Here is a 17,636-nt window from a genome sequence, read left to right on the forward strand (position 1 = left end):
CGCTGGCGGTGCGGATGCGCCCCCGCGCCCTCGACGAAGTGCTCGGCCAGCGCCACCTGCTCGGCCAGGGCACCCCGCTGCGCCGGCTGGTCGAGAGCGACGCGCCGATGTCGCTGTTCCTGTGGGGGCCGCCGGGCACCGGCAAGACCACGCTCGCCTACGTGGTCGCCGGCGTCACCAAGCGCCGCTTCGTCGAGATCTCCGCCGTGTCGGCCGGCGTCAAGGACGTCCGCGCGGCCATCGACAACGCGCGCCGCGAGCTCGGCATGACGGGCAGGCAGACCGTGCTGTTCGTCGACGAGGTCCACCGCTTCAACAAGGCCCAGCAGGACGCCCTGCTGCCCGCGGTGGAGAACAGGTGGGTCACCTTCATCGGCGCCACCACCGAGAACCCGTTCTTCTCGGTGATCTCGCCGTTGCTGTCACGCTCGCTGCTGCTGACCCTCGAGTCGCTGTCCGACGACGACATCCGCGCCGTGCTGCGGCGGGCCGTCACCGACGAGCGCGGCCTGTCCGGCCGCGCCACGCTCGCCCCCGAGGCGCTGGAGCACCTGGTACGGCTGGCGGGCGGCGACGCCCGCCGCTCGCTGACCTACCTCGAGGCCGCCGCCCTGCTGGCCGACGACATCACGGTCGAGGTCGTGGAGAAGGCGGTCGACAAGGCGGCCGTCCGCTACGACCGGCAGGGCGACCAGCACTACGACGTCATCAGCGCGTTCATCAAGTCGATGCGCGGCTCCGACGCCGACGCCGCGCTCCACTACCTGGCCCGCATGATCGAGGCCGGGGAGGACCCCCGGTTCATCGCCCGCAGGATCGTCATCTTCGCCTCCGAGGACGTCGGCCTGGCCGACAACACCTGCCTGCAGACCGCGGTCGCCGCCGCGCAGGCCGTCCAGCTCATCGGCCTGCCCGAGGCGGGCATCAACCTGGCCCACGCGGTCATCCACTGCGCGCTGGCCCCCAAGTCCAACGCCGTGGTCAAGGCCATCGGGGCGGCCGCCGACGACGTGCGGCGCGGCCTGATGGGCCAGGTGCCCGGCCACCTGCGCGACGCCCACTACCCGGGCGCGGCCAAGCTCGGCCACGGCAAGGGCTACAAGTACCCCCACGACTTCGAGCACGGTCTGGTCCGCCAGGACTACGCGCCCGAGGAGGTGCGCGAGCGCCGCTACTACGCGCCGACCAGGCACGGCGCCGAGGCCGGCGTCGCCGACCGGTGGGCGAGGATCCGCGACTTCCTGCGCGGATCCTCGTGAGCCTGCACCACGTGGAGCTGTGGGTCGACTCGCTGGAGGCGGTCCTGCCCGGCTTCACCTGGCTGTTCACCAGACTCGGCTACGAGCCTCACCAGGAGTGGGAGGGGGGAAGGTCGTGGCGGCACGGAGCCACCTACATCGTCGTGGAGGAGTCGCCGGCGCGGGTGCGGGAGCCGTACGACAGGATGCGCCCTGGCCTCAACCACCTGGCCTTCCACGCCGACGACGTCGACGCCATGGTGGCCGAGGCGCCGGCGCACGGATGGCGGCTGATGTTCGCCGACCGGCACCCCCACGCGGGCGGCCCCGGCCACTACGCGGCCTACCTGGAGAACGCGCAGGGCTTCGAGGTGGAGCTGGTGGCCGGAGCGCGTCGGGCGGCGGAGTGACTCGCTCGGCGCGACATACACCCAGCAGGCAGTCGAGTGGTATCCGGCACGATAGGGTCTTTCCCATTCCACGACGCCAACGGGGACGGATCCGCTGATGCTGACCGCAGGAGAACTGGCCGGGCTGATCGTCGCCATGGCCTGGGCGATCCTCGTCTGCTTTCTCGCCATGGTGCTCGTCAAGCTCGCGCGGCTGCTCAGGGAGACCACCAAGATGGTCTCCGACCTCAACGACCGGGTCGTGCCCCTGCTGGAGGACATGAGCATGACCGTCAACGAGGCCAACCGGCAGCTCGTCGCCGTCGAGGCCATCACCCGCGACGTCAAGCAGGTCAGCGGGCACGCCGCCAAACTCAGCGCCGTCACCCAGACGATCTTCACCGGGCCGCTCATCAGGGTCTCCGCCCTCAGTCACGGCGTGCGCAGGGCCATCGAGGTCCGCAAGCAGCCGCGCAGGAGGCGGCGGTGATCAGGCGGCTGTTCTACATGGCGCTCGGCGCGTTCGGCGCCGTGTGGGTGATGCGCAAGCTGCAGACCCTCAAGCCCGACCACGTCGCCCGCAGGGCCGCCGACGGTGCCAGCGGGCTGCTGCTGCAGGTGAGAGACTTTACCTCCGAGGCGCTCGGCGAGGCCGCCGACCGCGAAATCGAGTTGCGATCCCGCTTCGGGCTCGACAACCCTGACACAACCCACTAACGCAAAGGATGGCCGCTGATATGGAGTCGGCAGAGATCGCCCGCCGCTTCCTGCGCTTCTTCGAGGAGCGTGGGCACAAGGTCGTGCCCTCGGCCAGCCTGATCGCTGAGGACCCGACGCTGCTCCTGGTGCCTGCGGGCATGGTGCCCTTCAAGCCGTACTTCCTGGGGCAGCGCAAGCCTCCGGCGGCACGGCTGGCCAGCGTGCAGAAGTGTGTGCGCACCCCCGACATCGACGAGGTCGGCAAGACCACCAGGCACGCCACCTTCTTCCAGATGCTCGGCAACTTCTCCCTCGGCGACTACTTCAAGGAACTGGCGATCCCGTACGCCTGGGAGCTGCTGACCAAGCCCGAGTCGGAGGGCGGCTTCGGCTTCCCCGAGGACCGGCTCTGGGCGACGGTCTACCTCGACGACGACGAGGCCTTCGACATCTGGCACAACAAGGTCGGCGTGCCGGTCGAGCGCATCCAGCGCCGCGGCCTGGCCGACAACTACTGGCACATGGGCGTGGCCGGCCCCGGCGGCCCCTGCTCGGAGATCTACTACGACCGCGGCCCCGAGTACGGCCGCGAGGGCGGGCCCATCGCCGACGAGAACCGCTACCTCGAGGTCTGGAACAACGTCTTCATGCAGGACCAGCTCAGCGCGGTCCGTAACAAGACCGACTTCGACATCTCCGGCGAGCTGCCCAACAAGAACATCGACACCGGCATGGGCCTCGAGCGCATGGCGGCGATCCTGCAGGGCGTCGACAACATCTACGAGATCGACACCACCTACAAGATCCTCGACAAGGCCGCCGAGCTCACCAACTCGCGCTACGGCCGCGACCCGCGCGCCGACGTCAGCCTGCGCGTGGTCGCCGACCACGTCCGCACCGGCACCATGCTGGTCGCCGACGGCGTCGGCCCGAGCAACGAGGGCCGCGGCTACGTGCTGCGCCGCATCCTGCGCCGCTCCATCCGCAACCTGCGCCTGCTCGGCTCGGGCGAGGAGCGCTACATGCACGAGCTCACCGCGGTCGCCATCGACGTGATGGGCGAGCAGTACCCCGAGCTGAAGAACGACGCGCCGCAGATCCACGCGGTCATCGACGCCGAGGAGACCTCCTTCCTCGGCACGCTGCGCACCGGCACGGCGATCTTCGACGTCGCCGTCGAGGAGACCAAGCGCAAGTCCGGCACCACGCTCTCCGGCGACCAGGCCTTCCAGCTCCACGACACCTACGGCTTCCCCATCGACCTCACCCTGGAGATGGCGGCCGAGCAGGGGCTCAAGGTCGACGAAGAGGGCTTCCGCCGTCTGATGAAGGAGCAGCGCGAGCGCGCCAAGGCCGACGCGGCGGCCAAGAAGACCGGCAACGCCGACATCTCCGTCTTCGGCGAGCTGCTGGAGAAGGCGGGCACGGTCGAGTTCCTCGGCTACGACCTGACCACGGCGGAGTCCAGCGTGGTCGGCATCCTCGTCGACGGCGTCCCGGTTCCCGTGGCCGGCGCGGGCTCGACCGTCGAGGTCGTGCTGGGCCGTACCCCCTTCTACGCCGAGGGCGGCGGTCAGCTCGCCGACCAGGGCGTGCTGCGCACCTCGGGCGCGCAGGTCGACGTGCTCGACGTGCAGTCGCCGATCAAGGGCCTGGTCGTCCACCGCGGCAAGGTCCGCACCGGCGAGCTGCGCCTGGGCGACGAGGTGCAGGCCGAGGTCGACGTCGAGCGCCGCAAGGCGATCTCGCGCAGCCACAGTGCCACCCACCTGGTGCACCGCGGCTTCAAGAACGCCCTGGGCGAGTCGGCGGCGCAGGCGGGCTCGGAGAACTCGCCCGGCCGCTTCCGCTTCGACTTCACCTCCGCCGGCGCCGTGCCGCCCAGCGTGCTGCGCGACGTCGAGGACGAGGTCAACGCCGTCCTCATCAACGACCTCAGGGTCAACGCCTTCTACACCTCCCAGGCCGAGGCCAGGGCGATGGGCGCGCTGGCCATGTTCGGCGAGAAGTACGGCGACGAGGTCCGCGTCGTGGAGATCGGCGACTACTCCCGCGAGCTGTGCGGCGGCACCCACGTCCACTCCTCGGGCCAGCTCGGCCTGGTCAAGGTGCTGGGCGAGCAGTCGGTCGGCGCGGGCGTGCGCCGCGTGGAGGCGCTGGTCGGCATCGACGCCTTCCGCTTCCTGGCCCGCGAGTCGCTGCTGGTCGCCCAGGTGACCGAGCAGCTGAAGGCGCGCCGCGAGGAGCTGCCCGAGCGCATCGAGGGCATCGTCTCCCGGCTGCGCACCGCCGAGAAGGAGCTGGAGAAGCTGCGCTCCGCGCAGGTGCTCCAGATCGCCGGCGATCTGGCCGCGCAGGCCCGTGAGCTGCACGGAGTCTCTGTCGTGACCCACCGCGCGCCTGATGGAACCGGGCCCGATGATCTGCGTAAGCTCGCGCTTGACGTGCGCGGCAGGTTCGCCGGCGACCGTCCGGCGGTCGTCGTGCTCGCCGGGGTCCCCGCTGACCGTCCGGTGGTGGTTGCCGCGGTCAACGAGGCGGGGCGCGAGCGGGGGCTCAAGGCCGGGAGACTGGTCGGCGTCGCCGCCAAGGCGCTTGGGGGTGGCGGTGGCGGCAAGGACGATGTCGCGCAGGGCGGGGGCACCCGTCCTGAGGCGATCGACGAGGCGTTGCGCGTGGTCGGCGAGACCATCGCGGAGCAGCTCACCTGACATGAGATTCGGCGCACGACTCGGCGTCGACGTCGGGTCCGTACGCATCGGAGTGGCCCGCAGCGACCCCTCGGGACTGCTGGCCACTCCGGTGGAGACCGTCAGACGCGGTGCGGGCGACCTCGACCGCATCGCCGTCCTGGTCGAGGAGCACGCGGCGATCGAGGTGATCGTCGGGCTGCCCACCTCGCTGTCGGGACGTGAGGGCCAGGCCGCGGCGCTGGCCCGGACCTTCGCCGTCGACCTCGCCGTACGGCTGGCACCCGTGCCGGTGCGGCTGTTCGACGAGCGGCTGACCACGGTCGCCGCCCAGCAGGGGCTGCGGGCCAGCGGCGTCAAGGCCAAGAAGCAGCGCTCCGTCGTCGACCAGGTGGCCGCCGTCGTGCTGCTGCAGGACGCGCTCGACGCGGAGCGAGCCACAGACCGGCCACCAGGCAGACCTGTCGATCCGCCCGAAGCGGCGGACGACGGGTCTGCCCGGTGAGCGGGCCGGACGACGAGGGACCCCGCACGACGCCGGGACGTCCCCTGGAGGACACGGCTCCGCTGCCGGTGGCCGAGCTGCCGTCGAGCCGGCGGCCCGGCGACGACGACGGTGACTCGCTGGCCGAGGTGATCCCCTTCAGCAGACCGGCGGAGGACGAGGGAGAGGCCGGCGGCGACGGGCCCGACCTGCCGGCCGCCGGTTGGGCGGCCTCGCCGGCAGCCGATCGGGCGGCCTCGGGCCGGCGCCGGGCCAGGCGCAAGGCGGCCACGCTGGCGGGTGGCGCCGCCGCCTCCGTGCTGGCGCTCGGCACCGCGGGGTTCGTGGTGCTGAAGCCGTACGTCATGCCCGCGGACTTCGACGGGGCGGGCACGGGAGCGGTCACCGTGCACATCCACCCGGGAGCCAGCGCGGGCGACATCGGGGCACTCCTGACCGAGGCCGGCGTGGTGGCCAGTGCCCGCTCGTTCGCCAACGTGGCGCAGGAACGTTCCAAGGCGGCGAGCCTGTATCCCGGGCACTACCTGCTGCGCAAGGGGATGGCCGCCGCCGCGGCGCTCGACCTGCTGCTGACGCCGAGTGCCAGGGTGGTCAAGCGGGTCACGCTGCCCGACGGCATGCGGCTGTCGGAGGCGCTGCCGTACCTGGCCAAGCAGTCGGGCATCCCGCTCCAGGACTTCCGGACGGCCAGGGTCGCCACGCTGGGCCTGCCCCGCTACGCCCGCGGCCTGGAGGGCTTCCTCTTCCCGGCGACCTACGAGGTCGAGCCGGGCGGCACGGCGGCCGACCTGCTCAGGCGGATGGTCACCCGGTTCAGGGAGGCGGCCGCGAGCATCGGCCTCGAGTCACGTGCCGCGGGGGTCGCGCTCACGCCGCTGGAGGCGGTCACCGTGGCGAGCCTGGTGCAGGCCGAGGGCGGCAGGGACGGCGACTATCCGAAGATCGCTAGAGTGATCTACAACCGGCTCAGGAGCGGCACCCCGCTCCAGCTCGACGCCACCGTCACCTATGCGCTCAACCGGCGCACGCTGAAGCTGTCGCAGGACGATCTCAGGGTGCGCTCCCGGTACAACACCTACCGGCACAAGGGCCTGCCTCCGGGGCCGATCGCCAATCCGGGGGAGAAGGCGCTGCTGGCCGCGTTGCACCCGGCCAGGGGCGATTGGAACTGGTTTGTGACAACCAACCCGGAGCATAGAATCACGAAATTCACCGACAAAGAGAGTGAGTTCGTGAGATACCGGGAAGAGTTGAACGACTACCTCGGGACCCATTGATGCTGCTCGGGGCCTGCTTAGTCCCGCCGAGGACCGGGGCCGGGGCGGAGGCGCGCACGCCTGCCGCATCCCCTAGCATTGCTACACATCGTGATAACCGCTGGTCACCGGCTCAAGGCCGGCGGATCCCCTCGTTCGGCTCGGTAACCCCCACCGGTTTGGTGTTCCCCCTTGACGCCAGGCCGTCCATACCGGGAGATTGGCCACCGCATCTATGAACGATCTCGACATGGACTTTTTGCTAGGCTCCGAGGACGACGAAGGTCGGGCCAGGGGCCGCTCTCGCGGTTCCGGCAAGGTGGGCCGTGGCCGCCGCAGGCGCAGGCGCCGCAACCGCGGCGGATTCCTCGCCCCGCTGCTCGCTGTGATCGTCCTCGTGGGCATCATCGGCGGTGGCGGCTACTACGGCTACCTGTGGCTCAGCGACGCGCTGGTGCCCGACGACTTCAAGGGACCCGGCACCACCGAGGTGGTCATCCAGGTCAAGGACGGCCAGACCGCCGCCGACGTCGCCAAGACCCTGCAGGCGCAGGGCGTGGTGGCCAGCGAGCGCGCCTTCACCAACGCCATCGCCGCCGCCGGCAAGAGCTCCGAGCTGCGACCCGGCCAGTTCACCCTGAAGAAGGGCATGTCGGCCGCCGCCGCCGTCGAGGCGCTGGTGTCGGGCAAGAAGCTGCAGAACACCGTCCTGATCAAGGAGGGGGAGCGGCTCACCAAGGTGTTCGACATCCTGGCCAAGCAGACCAAGAAGTCGCGCAAGGAGTTCGTCGCGGCGGCCAAGGACAAGGAGGCCATCGGCCTGCCGTCCTACGCCAAGAGCCTGGAGGGCTACGCCTTCCCCGCGACCTACGAGTTCGAGCCGAACGCCACTCCCACCCAGATGCTCACCCAGATGGTCGACCGCTACACGCAGGCGGCGTCGGCCACGAACCTGGAGGAGTCGGCCAAACAGCTCGGCCTCACCCCGGGGCAGATCATGACCGTCGCCAGCATCGTGCAGGCCGAGGCGGGCACGTACGAGGACATGCCGAAGATCGCCGAGGTGATCTACAACCGTCTGTCGCGCAAGCCGGCGATGAAGCTCCAGATGGACAGCACGGTCATGTACGCGCTCAACAAGTACGGCATCGCCGCCTCCCATGCCGACCTGGAGACCAAGTCGAAGTTCAACACCTACATGTACGAAGGACTGCCGCCGGGGCCGATCAGCAACCCGGGCGAGCACGCGATCGAGGCGGCGCTCAAGCCGAGCGACAGCGGCTACCTGTACTTCGTGACGACCGACCCCAAGAACAAGGTCACCAAGTTCACGGCCAGCGAGGCGGAGTTCTGGAAGCTGAAGGCGGAGTTCGAGCGCAACGGCGGCGGGTGACCCGGCCGGCCCGCGCGGGCTCGGCGCCGGCTCGGCGTGGGCTCGGTGCAGGCTGGGCTCGGTGAGGCGTGGTCCCGTGCCGCCGGGTGGGGCTCGCGCGGGCCTGCCGTACCGGGCGATAGAGTCCTGGGGACCCAGGGCGCGGTGAAAGGAGCGGGTGTGCGGACCACGGGACGGGCGGCGGTGCTGGGCTCGCCGATCACGCACTCGCTCTCGCCGTTCCTGCACCGGGCCGCCTACCAGGCCATGGGCCTGACCGGCTGGACCTACGAGGCGCGCGAGTGCGACGAAGCCGGCCTGCCCGCCATGCTCGACGCCGAGGACTGGGCGGGGCTGTCGCTGACGATGCCGCTCAAGCGCGCCGTGCTCCCGCTGCTCGACACCGTCTCCGACCTGGCCGTCGCGGTGGGCGGCGCCAACACGGTGGTGTTCGCCCACGGCGCCAGACACGGCGACAACACCGACGTCCACGGCATCGAGCAGGCCCTGGCCGAGGCGGGCATCCCCGCCCCCGGCTCGGCGCTGGTGCTGGGCGGCGGCGCCACGGCCGCCTCCGCCCTGGCCGCGCTGCGCGGCCTCGGCACCGGCGCCGCGACACTCGTCGTACGCGACCCCGCGCGGGCGGGGGAGACGGTCGAGGTGGCCGAGCGGCTCGGGATGGCACTGGCGGTCGAGACGTTCGACAAGCTCGACGCGTTGCTCGACGTCGACCTGGTGGTCTCCACGCTGCCCGGTGGCGCCGCCGATGCTTTCGCGGGCCAGGTGGCGCGGGTCCCCGCGCTGTTCGACGTCGTCTACGCCCCCTGGCCGACGCGCCTGGCCGCCGCGGTGCGGGCCGCGGGCGGACAGGTGGTCGGCGGGTTCCCGATGCTGCTGCACCAGGCGGTGCGGCAGGTGGAGCTGATGACGGGCCGGACGGACGTGCCGGTGGCGGCGATGCGCGCGGCGGGCGAGGCCGAGATCCTCAGGCGCGCCACTCGAACGGGTTGATTCCCGGTCCCCGCGAAGTCTTGACTCTACGGTGACCAGCCCCCGGGCAGCCCGATGGGGCTGAGCCTGGCCGTTCTCCGGCCGTCTCGGCGAAGACAGGCCTGGTCCGCGGCCCGCTGTCGTGTGCCAGGCCGTTTAGGAAATGCGTCAGCCAGGCGGGATGATTCGGCGGGCGCTCGTGGTTGTGGTAATGTAGCTCCCTGATCGGTCCGGCATGCTTGCTGGACGCGCAAGCGGAGGTCTCCCTCCCACCTGAGTCACCGTGAGGTGTCCAGGTACAGGATCACGCCGGACTTACTCCGGGGAGCTTACGGCCATTCGAGCCGCCAAGCTCAGTGGCCCCGCATGCGCGATGTGCGGGGCATTTTCGCGTTTACATCCGCGTTGATGCCCGGCACGATCGAGCGCGTAGGGATCGCATACCTAGGAGGCCCCATCAGCACTGAGCCCCGCATCAACGAGCGCATCCGTGTGCCCGAGGTTCGCCTCGTCGGCCCTAACGGTGAGCAGGTCGGCATCGTGTCCATCCACGACGCCCTGAAGCTCGCCCAGGAGGCAGACCTCGACCTCGTCGAGGTCGCGGCCACGGCTCGTCCGCCCGTGTGCAAGCTCATGGACTACGGCAAGTTCAAGTACGAGTCCGCGATGAAGGCGCGCGAGGCGCGCAAGAATCAGGCGCACACGATCATCAAGGAGATCAAGCTCCGGCCGAAGATCGACCCGCACGACTACGAGACCAAGAAGGGTCACGTGGTGCGGTTCCTCAAGGCGGGAGACAAGGTCAAAGTCACGATCATGTTCCGCGGACGTGAGCAGTCGCGTCCCGAGCTGGGTTTCAGGCTCCTGCAGAGGCTGGCCGAGGACGTCACGGAGCTCGGCTTCGTCGAGTCCCAGCCCAAGCAGGACGGCCGTAACATGATCATGGTGATCGGTCCGCACAAGAAGAAGGCCGAGGCCAAGGCTGAAAAGGCAGCGGCCAAGGCGCAGCGTGGCAGCGAGGAGCCTTCCGAACCGGAAGAGTGACCCGCAGTTCGGGTTAGCCTTACAGGCGACCCAGCCAGCGCCAGTCGAACAAGCCGCAACCGGGCCGGCCCGCACCGGCCCGGGATTCGGCACGGACGAATTGAGGAGAGACGGCGAAATGCCGAAGATGAAGACGCACAGCGGTGCGAAGAAGCGGTTCCGGTTCACCGGAACCGGCAAGATCAAGCGCCGCCGCGCCAGCCGCGCGCACTACAACGAGTGGAAGTCGTCCACGCTGACGCGCCGTCTCAAGAATGAAGTCGTCATTTCCGACGCTGACTACAAGAAGACCAAGAAGCTGCTCGCCAAGTAGCGCAAGTCCCCGGGGAGATAGAACATGGCACGCGTGAAGCGGGCGCTCAACGCCAAGAAGAAGCGCAGGGTCGTCCTCGAGCGGGCGAGCGGCTACCGTGGCCAGCGGTCCAGGCTGTACCGCAAGGCCAAGGAGCAGATGCTCCACTCGATGACCTACGCCTACCGTGACCGTAAGGACCGCAAGGGCGCTTTCCGCCGCCTGTGGATCCAGCGGATCAACGCGGCGGCTCGTCAGAACGGCATCACCTACAACCGCCTGATCCAGGGTCTGCGGCTGGCCAACATCGAGGTCGACCGCAAGATCCTCGCCGACCTGGCGGTCAACGACAGCCAGACCTTCGCGACGCTGGTCGAGGCCGCCAAGAAGGCCCTGCCGGCGAACGTGAACGCGCCGGCCGCGGGCTGACCGTTCGGCACGGATTCGCACGGGCCCACCGCCACGTCGGTGGGCCCGTTTTGTTTGCCCGGCGCGGCCCGCTCGGGCGGACATGGGGCCGGACGGCACGCGGGTGATTCGCCTCGCCGTCCCGGCTCGTGCCCCTGCCCTCCCGGACAGGTGGGTGTCACGGCGCGGCACCTGGTGGCCGGGCCCAGTGGCTTCCAGGAGGAACCGCTCGATGGCCGGTGGGTTGCCGGTGTGCCGAGAGCGGCCTGCCCTACGGGGTGGGGGTTCTCTCGTGGTCCACGGTCTCCTGGCTTTCTCGCGGGAGCGGCCTCTTGGCTTTGTCCGGGAGCGGTCTTCTGGCTTTCTCCCGGGAGTGGTCCGCCGGTGGCTGACAGCCGGCGGGAGTGACCGATCATCCGGCGGGTTTCGCGGCACGGGGCGACCGGCCTGGTGTGGCTCGTGTCGATCTGCGGTTCGCTGAGAGCTGCCTGACAGCCGCGCAACGGCCGTTCCTGAGGGTGATCGCCGGCAGCGGGCAGGCGCGATGGCCGGACCAGGTTCGGCCCGACCGTCGCCGGCGGTAGGCAGGCGGTGAGCGGACCGGGTTCGGCCCGACCGTCGCCGGCGGGCCGGCGGGCGGTGAGCGGACCGGGGTCGGTGAAGCGGGCCCTGAGCGGCGTCCGGCCTCCCGCAGCGGCCCGCGCGAGCGTCCCTCATGCTCTTCAGGGGTCCGGGAGGGTCGTGAGGGCTGGACAATGGCTCGTGCGGGCACGAGCGTTCGACGAGTGGGGGACTGGAGCATGGCGGGATCCGAGCTGACCAACGTGAAGTCGCCGCGCGTGAAAGCCGCGCGCCGGCTCACCAAGCGCGCCTTCAGGGAGCAGGACCGCAAGTTCCTCGCCGAAGGACCCCAGGCCGTGCGCGAGGCGCTCAAGCTGGACGGCGTGGTCCTCGAACTGTTCGCCACCGCCGAGGCCGAGGTGCGACACGGCGACCTCATCAGCGAGGCCACGCTCAAGGGCGTTCCGGTCCAGCGGGCCAGCGGCGAGGTCATGGCCGAACTGGCCCAGACGGTGACGCCGCAGGGCCTGGTGGCGATCTGCACGTTCGTGCACACGCCCCTGGAGCAGGCCGTCACCGAACAGGCCCGGCTCGTGGCGGTGCTCGCGCACGTGCGCGACCCCGGCAACGCGGGCACCGTGATGCGTACGGCCGACGCGGCCGGCGCCGACTCCGTCGTGTTCACCGACGCCTCGGTCGACCCCTACAACGGCAAGTGCGTCAGGGCCAGCGCGGGCAGCCTGTTCCACCTGCCCGTGGCCATCGGCTCGCCGGTCGCGCAGGCCGTGCGGCGGCTGAAGGACAGCGGGCTGCGGGTGCTGGCGGCCGACGGGGCCGGCAAGCACACGCTGGACGACGTCGACCTGTCGGGGCCCACGGCCTGGGTGTTCGGCAACGAGGCGTGGGGGCTGCCCGAGGAGATCCTGGCGCTCACCGACGACGTGGTGCGGGTACCGATCTACGGGCAGGCCGAGAGCCTCAACCTGGCGACCGCGGCGGCGGTCTGCCTGTACGCCTCGGCCAGGGCCCAGCGGAACGGCTGAACCGACCAGGAACCGGCCGGGCAAGCGGGGTTTGCCCCGCAGGCGCGTGACGGCGGCGCGTGACGGCGGCCCGCCGGTGAGCTCGCGTGCCGTCTCCCTGGACGGGCCGGCATGCGTGCCCTGGGTGGGCCCGGCCCGGCGGTAGCCGTACGGGAGGGCAGGGCGACCCCAGCGCAAGGCGGCGCGCGCGGGTGCCCCCTGGTGTGGGAAACCCGCTATTGTCGGCCATGTAGGTCGAGGAGGCGGGGTTCGTGCGGGGCGAAGGTACCGGTTGGCGGGTGTCCGATCCGGCGTGCACGGTGCCCGTGGACGACCTGCCCGACGGGCTCATCGTGACCGACCGCTTCGGCGTGATCCTCACCGTCAACAGGGCCGCCGCCAGGCTCACCGGCGTCAGCCGCGAGCGCGCGGTCGGCGGTGACATCAACGAGGTGTTCCCGTTCCGCGACCACGACGGCCGCGAGTGGTGGAAGTGCCTCGACCCCGAGGGCGGGCTGCGCACCAGGACCAGGGTGCCCGAACGGCCGCTCCACCTGCCCGGCGGGCAGGAGCTGCACGTGGCGGCCAGGCTCGTGCGCGAGCCCGAGTGCGGCGGCGACGTCGCGCGGGTCACGATCACCCTGCGCGACGGCGGCGCCAGGGCGCGGCTCGAACGCAGCCGCGCCGACCTGGTCTCGACGGTCGCCCACGAGCTGCGCTCGCCGCTGACCAGCGTCAAGGGCTTCACCGCGACGCTGCTGGCCAAGTGGACGCGCTTCACCGAAGAGCAGAAGCTCGTGATGCTGGAGACCGTCAACAACGACGCCGACAGGGTCACCAGGCTGATCACCGAGCTGCTCGACGTCTCGCGGATCGAGTCGGGGCGGCTGGAGATCCACCGGGCGGTCGTCGACGTGCCCGCCCGGGCCCGCAAGATCATCGCTGGCAGGGTCGCGGCGGGCGAGCCCGAAAACCGCTTCCAGCTGCGAGTCTCCGGCGAGCTGCCCGAGATGTGGCTCGACGGCGACAAGATCGACCAGATTCTCGGTAACCTGGTGGAGAACGCGGTGCGCCACGGCAGGGGCACCGTCACGATCGACATCGAATCCGTCGGCTGGGGAGTTGCCGTGTCCGTGCGAGACCAGGGTGAGGGCATCGCGCCCGAGCTGGCCCCGCGCGTCTTCCAGCAGTTCTGGCGCGGCAACAGCCGCAGGCGCGGCGGCACGGGCCTTGGCCTGTTCATCGTCAAGGGCCTGGTGGAGGCCCACGGCGGCACCATCACCGTGCAGCGCGCGCCCGAGGGCGGGGCCGAGTTCCGATTTACCATGCCCGCCGGGGCACCCGACTTCGCCTGACCATACGGCGAGCACGGACCCGACGGGCTTTTCCACAGGCGCGAGGCGCGGCCGGTCGTTTTCCACAGGCAGGCGTCGCCGCGCACGACCCTTTCTGCCGATCCGACTAGACTCGGGTCCGCTCAAGCCCTGGATACGGAGCTCTCTCTTGTCTGACTACGACCCCGTCGAGGTCACCCCTCTGCACGCCGACGAGGTGGCGCGCATGGAGGCCGAGGCCGTCGCCGCGATCAAGGCGGCGGGCGATCTCGACGCACTCAAGCAGGTGCGCCTCGCACACGCCGGAGACCGCTCGCCGATCGCGCTGGCCAACCGCGAGATCGGCGCCCTGCCGCCCGCGGCCCGCGCCGAGGCGGGCAAGCGCATCGGCGGCGCCCGCAAGACGATCAACGAGGCCCTCGCCGCGCGCCAGGCCGAGCTGGAGGCCGAGCGCGACGCCCGCGTCCTCGTCGAGGAGACGGTTGACGTCACGCTGCCCTGGGACCGCGCGCCCCGAGGCGCCCGCCACCCGCTCACGACCATGCAGGAACGCATCGCCGACACCTTCGTCGCGATGGGCTACGAGGTCGCCGAGGGCCCCGAGCTCGAAGGCGAGTGGTTCAACTTCGACGCGCTCAACATCGCGACCGACCACCCGGCCCGCTCCGACCACGACACCTTCTTCGTCGAGTCCACCGACTCCGGCAAGGTGCTGCGCACCCAGACCTCCCCGGTGCAGATCAGGGCGCTGCTGCAGCGGGGCGTGCCGGTCTACGTCGTCTCGCCCGGCAAGGTCTTCCGCACCGACGAGCTCGACGCCACCCACACGCCGGTCTTCCACCAGGTCGAGGGGCTGGCGATCGACGAGGGCCTGACGATGGCCCACCTCAAGGGCACGCTCGACCGCTTCGCCGAGGTCATGTTCGGCGAGGGCATCACGACCAGGTTCAGGCCCAACTACTTCCCCTTCACCGAGCCTTCGGCCGAGATGGACCTCAAGTGCTTCGTGTGCAGGGGCGCCTCGGCCGTTCCCGGCAACCCGCCCTGCCGCACCTGCAAGTCGGAGGGCTGGATCGAGTGGGGCGGCTGCGGCATGGTCAACCCGCGCGTGCTCGTCGCCTGCGGCGTCGACCCGCGCAAGTACTCCGGCTTCGCCTTCGGCATGGGCATCGAGCGGACGCTGATGTTCCGCCACAACGCCGAAGACATGCGTGACATGGTCGAGGGCGATGTCCGCTTCACCCTCCCGTTCGGAATGGAGATCTGATGAAGGTCCCGCTTTCCTGGCTGCGGGAGCACGTCGACCTCCCCGCCGTCACCGCGCACGAGGTGGCGGACAAGCTCACCGCCGCCGGCCTCAAGCTCGAGAGCATCAGCTCCCACGGCCACGACGTGAAGAACGTCGTGGTGGGCGAGGTGCTCTCGATCGAGGAGCTGACCGGTTTCAAGAAGCCGATCCGCCACTGCATGGTCGAGGTCGGCGAGGCCGAGCCGCGCCAGATCGTCTGCGGCGCCACCAACTTCGTGGTGGGCGACAGGGTGCCCGTCGTGCTGCCCGGCGGCGTGCTGCCCGGCGGCTTCGAGGTCGGCGCGCGCAAGACCTACGGCCGCATGTCCGAGGGCATGATCTGCTCCGAGCGCGAGCTCGGCCTCGGCGACGACCACGACGGCATCATGGTGCTGCCCCAGGACACCCCGATCGGCACCGACGTGGTCGAGCTGCTCGGCCTGCGCGACGACGTGCTCGAGCTGGAGATCACCCCAGACATCGGCTACGCCCTGTCGATCAGGGGCGTGGCCCGCGAGGCGGCCACCGCCTTCGGCGTGCCGTTCCATGACCCGGCGGCGATCGAGCTGCCCGCCGACACCGAGCCGTCCCACCCCGCCTCCATCGGCGACCCGACGTCCTGCGACAGGTTCGTGCTGCGCGAGGTGCGCGGCTTCGACCCGTCCGCGCCGAGCCCGCTGTGGATGCGCACCAGGCTCACCAGGGCCGGCATGCGTCCGGTGTCGCTGGCCGTCGACATCACCAACTACGTGATGCTGGAGCTCGGCCAGCCGCTGCACGCCTTCGACCGCACGAAGCTGACCGGCGAGATCGTCGTACGGCGGGCCGTCCCCGGCGAGACGCTGGAGACGCTCGACCACGTCGTCCGCAAGCTCGACACCGACGACATCCTGATCACCGACGACTCGGGCGCGATCTCGATGGCGGGCACCATGGGCGGCCTGCACACCGAGATCTCCGACGACTCCACCGACATCGTGATCGAGGCGGCCCACTTCTCGGCCACCGGCACGGCGCGCATGTCCCGTCGGCACAACCTGGTGTCGGAGGCGTCCAAGCGTTTCGAGCGCGGCGTCGACCGCGAGCTGCCGCTGGCCGCCTCGTGGCGGGCGGTGCAGTTGCTGACCTCCCTGGGCGGTGCCACCGCCGTCCCGGGTGTCACCCACGCCCAGAGCGAGGTGTCGCCCGTGCGGATCGCCATCCCGACCTCCCACCCGGGGGCCGTGGCCGGCGTGCCGTACTCCCGCGAGACGGTCGTCACCCGCCTGGAGCAGGTGGGCTGCCAGGTCGTGCCGGGCGCCGACCCGGCGCCGCAGCGCGGCGGCGTCGACCCCACGGGCGTGGTCTCCGGCGGCGACACCGACGGGCTGCTGGCCGTGACGGGCGACGACATGATCACGGTCACGCCGCCGTCGTGGCGCCCCGACCTCACCGACCCCAACGACCTGGCCGAAGAGGTCATCCGCCTCGAGGGCTACGCCGACCTGCCCTCGATCCTGCCCAAGGCTCCGGCGGGCGCCGGGCTGACCGAGGCGCAGCGGCTGCGCCGGCGGGTCGGCCGCACGCTGGCCGCCGCCGGCTACGTCGAGGTGCTGGCCTACCCGTTCCTCGGCGAGCGCGACCTCGACCACCTGCAGCTGCCCGAGGGCGACGACCGCCGTCGTGCCGTACGGCTGGCCAACCCGCTGTCGGAGGACGAGCCGCTGCTGCGCACCACGCTGCTGCCCGGCCTGCTCAAGACCCTGGTGCGCAACGTGGGCCGCGGGTTCAACGACGTGGCGCTGTTCGAGACCGGCCTGGTCTACCGGCCCGGTGAGGGCACGCCCGCCAAGGCGCCCGTGCTCGGCGTCGACCGCCGGCCCTCTCCCGAGGAGCTCGAGTCGATCGAGTCGGCGCTGCCCAGGCAGCCGCAGCGGGTGGCCGTCGTGCTGGCCGGCGAGTTCGAGCGCTCCGGCTGGTGGGGCCAGGGCCGCCAGGCCGGCTGGGCCGACGCCGTACAGGCCGCGCGGCTCGTGGCGAGAGAGGCCCGCGTGGAGCTGGCCGTGGTCGCCGACCAGCACGAGCCGTGGCACCCCGGCCGGTGCGCCGCCCTCTACGTGGGCGACGTCCTCGTGGGCCACGCGGGAGAGCTGCACCCCCGGGTGGTCGAGGCCTACGGCCTGCCGCCGCGCACCTGCGCCATGGAGCTGGAGCTCACCCGCCTCGAGCAGGCCATGCCGGGGCCGGTCGAGACGCCCCCTGTCTCCTCCTACCCGATCGCCACGCAGGACGTCGCGCTGATCGTCCCCGACTGGACCCCGGTCGCGGACGTGGCGGCGGCGCTGCGTGACGGCGCGGGCGAGCTGCTGGAGTCGGTGCGGCTGTTCGACGTCTACACCGGAGCGCAGGTGGGCGAGGGCAACAAGTCGCTGGCCTACACGCTGCGCTTCCGCGCCGCCGACCGCACGCTGACGGTGGAGGAGACCACCGCCGCCCGCGACGCGGCCGTCGCGATGGCCGCCGACCGGGTCGGCGCGCAACTGCGCGGGGCGTAGGAGAGACCGTGAAA

General features: G+C 71.0%; 16 protein-coding genes. All 16 read left to right on the forward strand.

What is annotated here, in order from left to right:
- Window positions 1–14: 14 nt before the first annotated feature.
- The 16 genes from ACWDLG_RS30270 (at window position 15) to ACWDLG_RS30345 (ending at window position 17,622) form a co-directional block, all read left to right on the forward strand.
- Window positions 15–1,259 carry a replication-associated recombination protein A gene (locus ACWDLG_RS30270; RefSeq protein WP_449926448.1) on the forward strand — a complete coding sequence of 415 codons (1,245 nt, stop codon included), beginning with the start codon at window positions 15–17 and terminating at the stop codon, window positions 1,257–1,259.
- Window positions 1,256–1,648, forward strand: coding sequence for a VOC family protein (locus tag ACWDLG_RS30275; protein WP_449926367.1), 393 nt, complete (start codon window positions 1,256–1,258; stop codon window positions 1,646–1,648). The genes ACWDLG_RS30270 and ACWDLG_RS30275 overlap by 4 nt, the downstream gene beginning before the upstream one ends.
- A 97-nt stretch (window positions 1,649–1,745) precedes the next feature.
- Window positions 1,746–2,117, forward strand: coding sequence for a DUF948 domain-containing protein (locus ACWDLG_RS30280; protein WP_354912100.1), 372 nt, complete (start codon window positions 1,746–1,748; stop codon window positions 2,115–2,117).
- Window positions 2,114–2,344 (forward strand): hypothetical protein, encoded by a 231-nt coding sequence (locus tag ACWDLG_RS30285; RefSeq protein WP_354912098.1) that lies wholly within the window; start codon window positions 2,114–2,116, stop codon window positions 2,342–2,344. Before ACWDLG_RS30280 ends, ACWDLG_RS30285 begins: the two co-directional genes overlap by 4 nt.
- A gap of 20 nt (window positions 2,345–2,364) precedes the next feature.
- Complete coding sequence (gene alaS / locus ACWDLG_RS30290; protein WP_449926372.1) at window positions 2,365–5,037, forward strand: alanine--tRNA ligase; 2,673 nt, start codon at window positions 2,365–2,367, stop codon at window positions 5,035–5,037.
- Between the two features lies 1 nt (window position 5,038).
- Window positions 5,039–5,521: a Holliday junction resolvase RuvX gene (gene ruvX, locus ACWDLG_RS30295; RefSeq protein ID WP_449926375.1), complete on the forward strand. Its 483-nt coding sequence runs from the start codon at window positions 5,039–5,041 to the stop codon at window positions 5,519–5,521.
- A complete protein-coding gene (gene mltG, locus ACWDLG_RS30300) occupies window positions 5,518–6,798 on the forward strand; it encodes an endolytic transglycosylase MltG (protein WP_449926377.1) in 1,281 nt (426 codons plus the stop codon). The genes ruvX and mltG (ACWDLG_RS30300) overlap by 4 nt, the downstream gene beginning before the upstream one ends.
- A 229-nt stretch (window positions 6,799–7,027) precedes the next feature.
- Window positions 7,028–8,170 carry an endolytic transglycosylase MltG gene (gene mltG / locus ACWDLG_RS30305; protein ID WP_354912087.1) on the forward strand — a complete coding sequence of 381 codons (1,143 nt, stop codon included), beginning with the start codon at window positions 7,028–7,030 and terminating at the stop codon, window positions 8,168–8,170.
- 159 nt (window positions 8,171–8,329) lie between these two features.
- Window positions 8,330–9,160, forward strand: coding sequence for a shikimate dehydrogenase (locus tag ACWDLG_RS30310; RefSeq protein ID WP_449926381.1), 831 nt, complete (start codon window positions 8,330–8,332; stop codon window positions 9,158–9,160).
- A gap of 387 nt (window positions 9,161–9,547) precedes the next feature.
- Window positions 9,548–10,183 carry a translation initiation factor IF-3 gene (infC, locus tag ACWDLG_RS30315; RefSeq protein ID WP_354912081.1) on the forward strand — a complete coding sequence of 212 codons (636 nt, stop codon included), beginning with the start codon at window positions 9,548–9,550 and terminating at the stop codon, window positions 10,181–10,183.
- Window positions 10,184–10,301: 118 nt separating this feature from the next.
- The gene (rpmI, locus tag ACWDLG_RS30320) at window positions 10,302–10,496 is read left to right on the forward strand and encodes a 50S ribosomal protein L35 (protein ID WP_354912078.1); all 195 of its coding nucleotides are present in this window, start codon (window positions 10,302–10,304) and stop codon (window positions 10,494–10,496) included.
- 24 nt (window positions 10,497–10,520) lie between these two features.
- The gene (gene rplT / locus ACWDLG_RS30325; protein ID WP_354912075.1) at window positions 10,521–10,904 is read left to right on the forward strand and encodes a 50S ribosomal protein L20; all 384 of its coding nucleotides are present in this window, start codon (window positions 10,521–10,523) and stop codon (window positions 10,902–10,904) included.
- Between the two features lie 779 nt (window positions 10,905–11,683).
- Window positions 11,684–12,487: a TrmH family RNA methyltransferase gene (locus ACWDLG_RS30330; RefSeq protein ID WP_449926386.1), complete on the forward strand. Its 804-nt coding sequence runs from the start codon at window positions 11,684–11,686 to the stop codon at window positions 12,485–12,487.
- 251 nt (window positions 12,488–12,738) lie between these two features.
- Window positions 12,739–13,821, forward strand: a complete 1,083-nt coding sequence (locus ACWDLG_RS30335; RefSeq protein ID WP_449926389.1) for an ATP-binding protein — start codon at window positions 12,739–12,741, stop codon at window positions 13,819–13,821.
- Between the two features lie 205 nt (window positions 13,822–14,026).
- Complete coding sequence (gene pheS, locus ACWDLG_RS30340) at window positions 14,027–15,067, forward strand: phenylalanine--tRNA ligase subunit alpha (RefSeq protein WP_449926451.1); 1,041 nt, start codon at window positions 14,027–14,029, stop codon at window positions 15,065–15,067.
- On the forward strand, window positions 15,067–17,622 hold the full coding sequence (locus tag ACWDLG_RS30345; protein WP_449926392.1) for a phenylalanine--tRNA ligase subunit beta: 2,556 nt from the start codon (window positions 15,067–15,069) through the stop codon (window positions 17,620–17,622). Before pheS ends, ACWDLG_RS30345 begins: the two co-directional genes overlap by 1 nt.
- The last annotated feature ends 14 nt before the right edge of the window (window positions 17,623–17,636 follow it).

It is taken from the genome of Nonomuraea sp. NPDC003727 (assembly GCF_053586935.1).

What these genes read in the sequence shown, in the direction of transcription:
- ACWDLG_RS30270 (WP_449926448.1), top strand. Translation starts at nt 15, where the DNA reads ATGCGCCCCCGCGCCCTCGACGAAGTGCTCGGCCAGCGCCACCTGCTC.
- rpmI (WP_354912078.1), top strand. Translation starts at nt 10,302, where the DNA reads ATGCCGAAGATGAAGACGCACAGCGGTGCGAAGAAGCGGTTCCGGTTC.
- pheS (WP_449926451.1), top strand. Translation starts at nt 14,027, where the DNA reads ATGGAGGCCGAGGCCGTCGCCGCGATCAAGGCGGCGGGCGATCTCGAC.
- ACWDLG_RS30345 (WP_449926392.1), top strand. Translation starts at nt 15,067, where the DNA reads ATGAAGGTCCCGCTTTCCTGGCTGCGGGAGCACGTCGACCTCCCCGCC.
- infC (WP_354912081.1), top strand. Translation starts at nt 9,548, where the DNA reads ATGCCCGGCACGATCGAGCGCGTAGGGATCGCATACCTAGGAGGCCCC.
- ACWDLG_RS30330 (WP_449926386.1), top strand. Translation starts at nt 11,684, where the DNA reads ATGGCGGGATCCGAGCTGACCAACGTGAAGTCGCCGCGCGTGAAAGCC.
- mltG (WP_354912087.1), top strand. Translation starts at nt 7,028, where the DNA reads ATGGACTTTTTGCTAGGCTCCGAGGACGACGAAGGTCGGGCCAGGGGC.
- ruvX (WP_449926375.1), top strand. Translation starts at nt 5,039, where the DNA reads ATGAGATTCGGCGCACGACTCGGCGTCGACGTCGGGTCCGTACGCATC.
- alaS (WP_449926372.1), top strand. Translation starts at nt 2,365, where the DNA reads ATGGAGTCGGCAGAGATCGCCCGCCGCTTCCTGCGCTTCTTCGAGGAG.
- ACWDLG_RS30280 (WP_354912100.1), top strand. Translation starts at nt 1,746, where the DNA reads ATGCTGACCGCAGGAGAACTGGCCGGGCTGATCGTCGCCATGGCCTGG.
- rplT (WP_354912075.1), top strand. Translation starts at nt 10,521, where the DNA reads ATGGCACGCGTGAAGCGGGCGCTCAACGCCAAGAAGAAGCGCAGGGTC.